This window comes from Streptomyces turgidiscabies Car8, assembly GCF_000331005.1.
Lineage (GTDB): Bacteria > Actinomycetota > Actinomycetes > Streptomycetales > Streptomycetaceae > Streptomyces > Streptomyces turgidiscabies.
The window spans coordinates 1-7757 of the sequence record NZ_AEJB01000146.1; the positions used below are offsets into that span (position 1 = coordinate 1).

Genomic DNA, 7757 nt, shown 5'->3' on the forward strand with positions numbered 1-7757 from the left:
ACCCTGATCAAGGGCGCCAACGGCATCGGCACGGTCCGTAAGACCACCCTCCCGGGCGGCCTGCGCATCGTCACCGAAACCCTGCCGTCGGTCCGCTCCGCGACCTTCGGCATCTGGGCCCACGTAGGCTCCCGCGACGAGACGCCCGCCCTGAACGGCGCCACGCACTACCTGGAGCACCTGCTCTTCAAGGGCACCACCCGCAGGTCGGCGCTGGACATCTCCTCCGCGATCGACGCGGTCGGCGGCGAGATGAACGCGTTCACGGCGAAGGAGTACACGTGCTACTACGCACGCGTGCTCGACACCGACCTCCCGCTCGCCATCGACGTCGTCTGCGACATGCTCACGGACTCCCTGATCCTCGAAGAGGACGTCAACGTCGAGCGCGGTGCCATCCTCGAAGAGATCGCGATGACGGAGGACGACCCGGGCGACTGCGTGCACGACCTGTTCGCGCACACCATGCTCGGCGACACCCCCCTCGGCCGCCCGGTCCTCGGCACGGTCGACACGGTCAACGCCCTCACCGCGGACCGCATCCGCCGCTTCTACAAGAAGCACTACGACCCGACCCACCTCGTCGTCGCGGCGGCCGGCAACATCGACCACAACAAGGTCGTACGCCAGGTCCGCGCGGCCTTCGAGAAGGCGGGCGCCCTCGGGCGGCTCGACGCCACCCCCATCGCCCCGCGCGACGGCCGCCGCAGCCTCCGTACGACCGGCCGCGTCGAACTCCTCGGCCGCAAGACCGAGCAGGCCCATGTCGTCCTCGGCATGCCGGGCCTGGCCCGTACGGACGAACGCCGCTGGGCACTGGGCGTGCTCAACACCGCTCTCGGCGGCGGAATGTCGTCCCGCCTCTTCCAGGAGGTCCGAGAGAAGCGCGGGCTCGCGTACAGCGTGTACTCGTACACCTCCGGGTTCGCCGACTGCGGCCTCTTCGGTGTGTACGCGGGCTGTCGGCCCTCCCAGGTCCACGACGTGCTGAAGATCTGCCGCGACGAACTCGACCACGTCGCCGAGCACGGCCTCTCCGACGAGGAGATCGGGCGCGCCATCGGCCAGCTGCGCGGCTCGACGGTCCTAGGCCTGGAGGACACGGGCGCGCTGATGAACCGTATCGGCAAGAGCGAACTGTGCTGGGGCGACCAGATGTCCGTCGACGACATGCTGGCCCGGATCGCCGAGGTCACCCCGGACATGGTCCGTGAGGTCGCCCACGAGATCCTGGGACAGCGCCCGTCGCTGGCCGTCATCGGCCCGCTCAAGGACAAGCAGGCCGCGCGCCTGCACGAGGCCGTCGCCTGACAGCCGTATCCGCTCCACACCCGCTGTACGTCCGGTAAGGAAGCAAGAAGATGAGCAAGCTGCGCGTGGCGGTCCTCGGCGCCAACGGCCGTATCGGGGCCGAGGCGGTACGGGCGGTCGAGGCCGCCGAGGACATGGAACTGGTCGCGGCCCTCGGCCGGGGCGACAAGCTGGAGACGCTCGCCGACACCGGAGCCCAGGTCGCGGTCGAACTGACCACCCCCGCCTCGGTGATGGGCAACCTCGACTTCTGCGTGCGCCACGGCATCCACGCGGTGGTCGGCACCACCGGCTGGACCGACGAACGCCTCGCGCAGCTCACCGGCTGGCTGGCCCAGTTCCCGGAGACGGGCGTGCTCATCGCGCCCAACTTCTCCATCGGGGCCGTCCTGACCATGAAGTTCGCGCAGATCGCGGCGCCCTACTTCGAGTCGGTCGAGGTCATCGAGCTGCACCACCCGAACAAGGTGGACGCGCCCAGCGGCACCGCCGCGCGTACGGCGCAGCTGATCGCCGAGGCCCGGGCGAAGGCGGGCTCGGCTCCGGCGCCGGACGCCACGGTGACGGCGCTGGACGGCGCCCGGGGCGCGGACGTCGACGGGGTCCCCGTGCACTCCGTGCGCCTGCGCGGTCTCCTGGCCCACCAGGAGGTCCTGCTGGGCGGCGAGGGCGAGACGCTGACCGTCCGCCACGACTCACTCCACCACAGCAGCTTCATGCCGGGCATCCTGCTCGGCGCGCGCCGCGTCGTGGACACCCCGGGCCTCACCTTCGGCCTGGAACACTTCCTCGACCTCGGCTGAGGGACGTCATGCGCGCCAAACTCACCTACGCCCTCACGGCCGTCGTCCTGGTCTTCTACTTCGTCCTGGTCGGCAGCCGCGGGATCATGCTCATCCAGACCGGCACGCTCCTGACCGTCACCTTCGGCGTGGCGGTCCTGATCCTGCCCGGGATCGGCGTGTGGTTCCTCTGGAAGAACACGCAGTTCGTCCGCGACGCCAACCGTCTCGCGACCGAACTCGAGGCCGAAGGCGGCCTGCCCGTCGACGAGTTGCGGCGTACGCCGAGCGGCCGGGTCGACCGCGACTCGGCCGACGAGGTCTTCGCCAGGCGCAAGGCCGAGACGGAGTCGGCCCCCGACGACTGGCGCAACTGGTTCCGTCTCGCCGTCGCCTACCACGACGCCCGCGACACACCGCGCGCCCGCAAGGCGATGCAACGCGCGATCGCCCTCCACGCCGGCAGGTCCCCGGCCCAGACCGTCTGACTTCCGGTCTGCGCTCCGGAGCCTAACCCCGGCCGAACTCCGCGGCCCACGCCTCGACGCTGTCCGCAGCCCGGTCGAACGCCTCCGTGCGGCCCAGGAAGTCGGCGCTGTGCGTGGCCAGCAGCGGGGCCAGGTCGTCAGCGGCCCGGTCCCGCCGTACGAGGAGCAGCGCCTGCCCCTGCACGGTGCGCGGCAGACCGAGCCAGCGCACCGGCTGCTGCACCGTCCGCACGGCGACGACCTTCTCCCAGCGCGTCGTCCGCGTACCGAAGAATCCCACCCGCCGCAGCCCGTACGCGCTCACCCACACGCCTGTGCGCAGCAACCGCAGTGCCACGGTGATGACGGCCAGCGCGACGCCGAGGCACACCGCGCCCCCGGGCAGTTCGCCGGTGGCCGCGATGATGACCGCCGCGAACAGCACGTACGAGGCGAGCAGCAGCAGGAGTGCCGCCGCCCCTACCCGCCACGGGCCGGGCCGGTAGGGGCGCCGCCAGCGGTCACGGTCGTCGAACGGCAGCGCGTGACCGGCCATTGCCTCGTCGGAGGCGTGGTCGGCCGTCAGGAAGGGCAGGGGCACGGCTGGTCCTCACTCAGTTCCATGCGCGGGCTGTGCCCGGTGAGGTTATACAGCCGGCTGCCCCGTCACCAGCCTTGGGGGCCCGGGGAGGGCGGGGCCACGCCATTCGGCCGCAGCCGGGCGCCCTCAACGACTGTCGGCCGCCTCGGACTGCGGGGTGTGCCCGGTGGACCGGTCGACCGACAGCGCCGGCATCCCGAGGACCAGGGAGCCCACGAGCCCGGCGACGATGGTGAGTCCCAGGAGCCAACGCCCGGCTATGTCAGCGGCGGACGCACGCTCACGGGGCGGGGGAGCGACATTGCTACGGAACTTGTCGGCTTCGGCGATGAAGGCGAACGGTACGGGCTCGCGCCGACGGAACATGGTGCGGCTTCTCCTTGAGATGTCGAATGAGGTGTCGAATGAATCTCCACTGTCTGTACAGACGAGCGAGTGTCTCAATCGGTGCCCGGTTTCACCGACTTAACTCGCTGACGATGGTGATCGTCCCGTTTGGCGGGTCGTAGAGTGGCGTCGCCAAGTGACGAGATGGGAAGGACTCTCCAGACCGTGAGCCCCACCCCCGACGACGAGTTCAAGATCGACCTGCGCGGCGAGGTGACCGTCGAACTGGTCAAACACAGCGCGGCCGACTCCGACGTACTGTTCGCGGCCCGTGTGTCGACCGTCGGGGAGCAGTCCCTGGACGAGTTGGGCAAGGACCCGGAGCGCTCGACGGGGTTGATCAACTACCTCATGCGCGACCGGCACGGCAGCCCGTTCGAGCACAACTCCATGACGTTCTTCATCAGCGCCCCGATCTTCGTCTTCCGTGAGTTCATGCGGCACCGCGTGGGGTGGTCGTACAACGAGGAATCCGGCCGGTACAGGGAGCTGCAGCCCGTGTTCTACGTGCCGGACACGTCGCGAAAGCTCGTCCAGAAGGGGCGCCCGGGCAAGTACCTGTTCGTCGAGGGCACCTCCGAGCAGCATGAACTCGTGGGCCACGCCATGGAGGACTCGTATCGTCAGGCGTACCGGACCTACCAGAAGCTGCTGGCCGAGGGCGTCGCCCGCGAGGTCGCCCGCGCGGTGCTCCCGGTCGGCCTGTACTCGTCCATGTACGCCACCTGCAACGCGCGCTCACTGATGCACTTCCTCGGCCTGCGCACCCAGCACGAGCTGGCGAAGGTGCCGTCGTTCCCGCAGCGGGAGATCGAGATGGTCGGCGAGAAGATGGAGGAGGAGTGGGCGAAGCTCATGCCGCTGACCCACGCCGCCTTCAACGCGAACGGCAGGGTCGCACCCTAAGGCAGACGCACGCACGTCGCACCACCAGGCACAGATGTGCGGATCAGCCTCGCGAAGTGTCCGTATTGCGGTATTTCGAGAGGTTCATCTAGCCTGATCAAACGGACCCGGCACTGCTTGAACCCCCGAGCAGGCAGTGCCGGGCTCCTTCTTTGTCATGACTTTTCCCGCACCCCTAGGGCAGACCGCGCCCTGCGCACCGAGTAGCGTGGTACCCATGGCTCCGACCTCCACTCCGCAGACCCCCTTCGGGAGGGTCCTCACCGCCATGGTCACGCCGTTCACGGCGGACGGCGCGCTCGACCTCGACGGCGCACAGCGGCTCGCCACCCACCTGGTGGACGCAGGCAACGACGGCCTGGTCATCAACGGCACCACCGGCGAGTCCCCGACCACCAGCGACGCGGAGAAATCGGACCTCGTACGAGCCGTACTGGAGGCCGTCGGCGAGCGGGCCCACATCATCGCGGGCGTCGGCACGAACGACACCCACCACAGCATCGAACTGGCCCGCGCCGCGGAGAAGACCGGCGCGCACGGCCTCCTGACGGTGACGCCGTACTACAACAAGCCCCCGCAGGAGGGCCTGTACCGGCACTTCACGGCCATCGCCGACGCCACCGAACTACCGGTCATGCTCTACGACATCCCCGGCCGCAGCGGCGTCCCGATCAGCACCGAGACGATCGTCCGGCTCGCCGAGCACCCCCGGATCGTCGCCAACAAGGACGCCAAGGGAGACCTCGGCCGAGCGAGCTGGGCCATCGCGCGCTCGGGCCTCGCCTGGTACTCGGGCGACGACATGCTGAACCTGCCCCTCCTGTCCGTGGGCGCGGTCGGCTTCGTGTCGGTCGTCGGCCACGTCGTCACACCGGAGCTGCGCACCCTGGTGGAGGCGTACGCCGCCGGCGAGGTCCAGAAGGCCACCGAGATCCACCAGAAGCTGCTCCCGGTCTTCACGGGCATGTTCCGTACCCAGGGCGTCATGACCACCAAGGCGGCGCTCGCCCTCCAGGGTCTGCCCGCCGGACCACTGCGCGCACCCATGGTCGAGCTGTCGGCCGACGAGGTCGCCCAGCTCAAGATCGATCTTGCCGCCGGCGGGGTAGAGCTCTGACACCAGACTTCACAACTGAATACGCGGGACATCCGTGTCCGCAGTCCACATCCAACAACTGCTTTTGCACGAACGTCATGCGCGCCACGTGCCTTGCCGGTACGTGGCGTGCGTGGTGAGGAGAGTCTTTTGAGTCATCCGCATCCTGAACTCGGCGCCCCGCCGAAGCTCCCGGAGGGCGGCCTGCGGGTCACCCCGCTGGGCGGCCTCGGTGAGATCGGCCGCAACATGACCGTCTTCGAGTACGGCGGTCGCCTGCTGATCGTCGACTGTGGCGTGCTCTTCCCCGAGGAGGAGCAGCCCGGAATCGACCTGATCCTGCCGGACTTCACGTCCATCAGGGACCGCCTCGACGACATCGAGGGCATCGTCCTCACGCACGGCCACGAGGACCACATCGGTGCCGTCCCCTACCTCCTGCGGGAGAAGCCGGACATCCCGCTGATCGGCTCCAAGCTGACCCTCGCGTTCATCGAGGCGAAGCTCCAGGAGCACCGCATCCGCCCTTACACCCTTGAGGTGACGGAGGGGAACCGTGAGCGCATCGGCCCCTTCGAGTGCGAGTTCATCGCGGTCAACCACTCCATTCCGGACGCCCTCGCGGTCGCCATCCGCACCCCTGCGGGCATGGTGGTCCACACCGGCGACTTCAAGATGGACCAGCTCCCGCTGGACGGCCGCCTCACCGACCTGCACGCCTTCGCGCGGCTGAGCGAAGAGGGCATCGACCTTCTTCTCTCCGACTCGACCAACGCCGAGGTCCCGGGTTTCGTTCCGCCCGAGCGGGACATCTCGAACGTGCTGCGCCAGGTCTTCGCGGGCGCCGGCAAGCGAGTCATCGTGGCGAGCTTCGCCAGCCACATCCACCGCATCCAGCAGATCCTGGACGCGGCCCACGAATACGGCCGCAGGGTCGCCTTCGTGGGGCGCTCGATGGTCCGCAACATGGGCATCGCCCGGGACCTGGGCTATCTGAAGGTCCCACCGGGCCTCGTCGTGGACGTCAAGACCCTGGACGACCTCCCGGACCACCAGGTCGTACTGGTCTGCACGGGCTCCCAGGGCGAACCGATGGCCGCGCTGTCCCGCATGGCCAACAGGGACCACCAGATCCGCATCGTCCAGGGCGACACGGTGATCCTGGCCTCGTCCCTGATCCCCGGCAACGAGAACGCGGTGTACCGCGTGATCAACGGCCTGACCCGGTGGGGTGCGCACGTCGTCCACAAGGGCAACGCCAAGGTGCACGTCTCCGGCCACGCCTCGGCCGGCGAGCTCCTGTACTTCTACAACATCTGCAAGCCGCGCAACCTGATGCCGGTCCACGGCGAATGGCGCCACCTCCGGGCCAACGCCGAGCTGGGCGCGATGACGGGCGTCCCGCACGACCGGATCGTCATCGCCGAGGACGGCGTGGTCGTCGACCTGATCGAGGGCAAGGCGAAGATCTCCGGCAAGGTCCAGGCGGGGTATGTGTACGTCGACGGCCTCTCGGTCGGCGATGTGGGCGAACCGGCTCTGAAGGACCGCAGGATCCTCGGCGACGAAGGCATCATCTCGGTCTTCGTGGTGATGGACTCGTCGACAGGCAAGATCACAGGGGGTCCGCACATCCAGGCCCGCGGTTCGGGCATCGAGGACTCCGCCTTCACCGACGTCGTCCCGAGGATCGCCGAGGTCCTTGAGCGGTCGGCACAGGACGGGGTCGTGGAGCCCCACCAGATGCAGCAACTCATCCGCCGCACCCTGGGCAAATGGGTCTCGGACACGTACCGCCGGCGCCCGATGATCCTCCCGGTCGTCGTGGAGGTCTGACGGCCACGGAGGGGCGCCTGACCTGCCCCTCGTACACGTGAACCCGGAGCGCCACTTCTCCCAGGTCGGTGCCGAGGCGATCGGAGCGGAGGACCCGGCGCTGGACGCCGAGCTGATCATCCTGGCGGACCAGGCGTACCGCACGCTGGGCCTCCGGAACTTCCGCATCCTGCTGAACAGCCTGGGCGACAAGGAGTGCCGTCCGATCTACCGGGCGGCACTGCAGGACTTCCTCCGGGGCCTCGACCTGGACGAGGAGACGCTGCGCCGGGCCGACATCAACCCGCTGCGGGTGCTGGACGACAAGCGGGACGACGTCCAGAAGCAGCTGGTGGGGGCACCGCTCCTGCGGGACTACCTCTGTGACGCGT

8 protein-coding genes and 1 pseudogene are annotated in these 7757 nt (G+C 68.9%); 7 read left to right on the plus strand and 2 right to left on the minus strand.

Annotated features, from left to right (window positions below; all coding sequences use genetic code 11):
• The 3 genes from STRTUCAR8_RS09210 to STRTUCAR8_RS09220 form a co-directional block, all read left to right on the plus strand.
• Nucleotides 1-1311: M16 family metallopeptidase (locus tag STRTUCAR8_RS09210; protein WP_006375295.1), on the plus strand; the 1311-nt coding region annotated here is incomplete at its 5' end.
• A 50-nt stretch (nt 1312-1361) separates the two neighbouring features.
• On the plus strand, nt 1362-2114 hold the full coding sequence (dapB, locus tag STRTUCAR8_RS09215) for a 4-hydroxy-tetrahydrodipicolinate reductase (protein ID WP_006375298.1): 753 nt from the start codon (nt 1362-1364) through the stop codon (nt 2112-2114).
• A gap of 8 nt (nt 2115-2122) precedes the next feature.
• Nucleotides 2123-2581, plus strand: coding sequence for a tetratricopeptide repeat protein (locus STRTUCAR8_RS09220; protein ID WP_006375291.1), 459 nt, complete (start codon nt 2123-2125; stop codon nt 2579-2581).
• Nucleotides 2582-2603: 22 nt separating this feature from the next.
• Here STRTUCAR8_RS09220 and STRTUCAR8_RS09225 read toward each other — a convergent pair whose 3' ends face one another.
• Together STRTUCAR8_RS09225 and STRTUCAR8_RS09230 are read right to left on the minus strand one after the other, a co-directional pair.
• Nucleotides 2604-3161, minus strand: a complete 558-nt coding sequence (locus STRTUCAR8_RS09225) for a PH domain-containing protein (RefSeq protein WP_006375294.1) — start codon at nt 3159-3161, stop codon at nt 2604-2606.
• Between the two features lie 126 nt (nt 3162-3287).
• Entirely contained in the window at nt 3288-3527 is a 240-nt protein-coding gene (locus tag STRTUCAR8_RS09230) for a hypothetical protein (protein WP_006375297.1), read from the minus strand.
• Between the two features lie 186 nt (nt 3528-3713).
• On the opposite strand from STRTUCAR8_RS09230, the gene thyX reads away from it, so the two are divergent.
• The 4 genes and pseudogenes from thyX to STRTUCAR8_RS09250 form a co-directional block, all read left to right on the plus strand.
• The gene (gene thyX / locus STRTUCAR8_RS09235; protein WP_006375296.1) at nt 3714-4454 is read left to right on the plus strand and encodes an FAD-dependent thymidylate synthase; all 741 of its coding nucleotides are present in this window, start codon (nt 3714-3716) and stop codon (nt 4452-4454) included.
• Nucleotides 4455-4671: 217 nt separating this feature from the next.
• Nucleotides 4672-5571, plus strand: a complete 900-nt coding sequence (gene dapA / locus STRTUCAR8_RS09240) for a 4-hydroxy-tetrahydrodipicolinate synthase (protein ID WP_006375293.1) — start codon at nt 4672-4674, stop codon at nt 5569-5571.
• A 129-nt stretch (nt 5572-5700) separates the two neighbouring features.
• The gene (locus STRTUCAR8_RS09245) at nt 5701-7386 is read left to right on the plus strand and encodes a ribonuclease J (RefSeq protein WP_006375292.1); all 1686 of its coding nucleotides are present in this window, start codon (nt 5701-5703) and stop codon (nt 7384-7386) included.
• 49 nt (nt 7387-7435) lie between these two features.
• A pseudogene (locus STRTUCAR8_RS09250) lies at nt 7436-7757 on the plus strand (ATP phosphoribosyltransferase regulatory subunit); the annotation flags it as partial.